We start from the raw sequence: 1,285 nt of genomic DNA, 5'->3' as shown, positions 1-1,285 counted from the left end.
TGCTGGTGCTGAAGGCGCGGCTCGGGCTGCTCGACGATCCCTATCGCCGCTGCCAGGGGGCGGAGCCCGCGGTACGGCTAGACCGCCGGGCGGCGCGGGCGGCGGCGGTGCGGTCGATGGTGCTGCTCCGCAACGAGGGGGTGCTGCCGCTCTCGCCGGCGCCGGGGCGGGTCGCGCTGGTCGGGCCGCTCGCCGATGCGGCGGCGGAGATGCTTGGGCCCTGGGTCGGGACCGGGCGCAGCGAGGAGGCGGTGGGCATACTCGCGGGTCTGCGCGCAGCGCTGCCCGGGACGGTGATCGAGCATGTGCCGGGGGTCGCGGTCGAGGGGGATACGGAGGACGGGATTCCGGCGGCAGTGGCGGCGGCGGGCCGGGCGGAGGTCGTCGTGCTCTGCATCGGCGAGCGAGCGGGGATGAGCGGCGAGGCGGCGAGCCGGGCGCGCATCGACCTGCCGGGGCGACAGGCGGCGCTGGCGGCGGCGGTGCTCGGGGTCGGGCGGCCGGTCGTGGTGCTGCTCTTCTCCGGGCGGTCGATCGTGATGCCGGAGGTCTTCGCCCGGGCGGCGGCGGTGCTCGCCTGCTGGTTCCCGGGCAGCGAGGCGGGGCATGCGGTGGCGGCGCTGCTGACCGGGCGGGAGAGCCCCTCCGCCGGGCTGGCGGTGACCTGGCCGCGGGATGTCGGACAGGTGCCGATCGCCTACTCGGTGCGGTCCGGGGGGCGGCCGGAGAACCCGAGGGATCACTACACGAGCCGGTATCTCGACCTGCCGAATGCGCCCGAGTTCCCCTTCGGGCACGGGCTCTCCTACACGAGCTTCGCGGTCGGGGAGCCGCGGGTCGAGGTGGGGGCGCGGATCGAGGTCGAGGCGGAGGTCGCCAATACCGGCGGGCGGGAGGGGGTGGCGACGGTCTTCCTCTTCCTGCGCGATCCGGTGGCGAGCGTCGCCCGGCCGGTGCTGGAGCTCCGGGGGTTCCGGAAGGTCGCCCTCGGTGCCGGCGAGCGCCGGGCGGTCCGCTTCGCGCTGGAGCGGGCGGACCTCGCCTTCCTCGACGCGGTGCTCGAGCCGGTGGTGGAGCCGGGGCGCTTCGAGCTGCACGTCGGGCTCTCTGCCGATCCGGCGGGGTTGCGCCGAGTGGACTTCGTTCTGGACTGACGGGTGCGGGAGAGTCACGCACGAGAAGCGGGAAGTAATTCATTGAATTCGTTTCTATTCATGACCATCAAGATTACCGCCGCGCCCACGTGCCGGCCTTGACGCGGCGGGAGGGCGTGCGAAGGTGGCGA

The 1,285-nt window shown here is 74.2% G+C and carries 1 protein-coding gene; it reads left to right on the top strand.

Annotation, left to right across the window (positions count from 1 at the left end):
• Positions 1-1,154, top strand: a 1,154-nt coding sequence (locus Q0112_RS08395; RefSeq protein ID WP_297973875.1) for a glycoside hydrolase family 3 C-terminal domain-containing protein, incomplete at its 5' end; no start/stop codon positions are given.
• Positions 1,155-1,285: the final 131 nt, after the last annotated feature.

Origin of the sequence: uncultured Amaricoccus sp. (assembly GCF_937858865.1) — a bacterium.
Classification (GTDB): Bacteria; Pseudomonadota; Alphaproteobacteria; order Rhodobacterales; family Rhodobacteraceae; genus Amaricoccus.
Note: the sequence above shows the minus strand (reverse complement) of the source record. Positions and strands in the feature narration are given on the sequence as shown.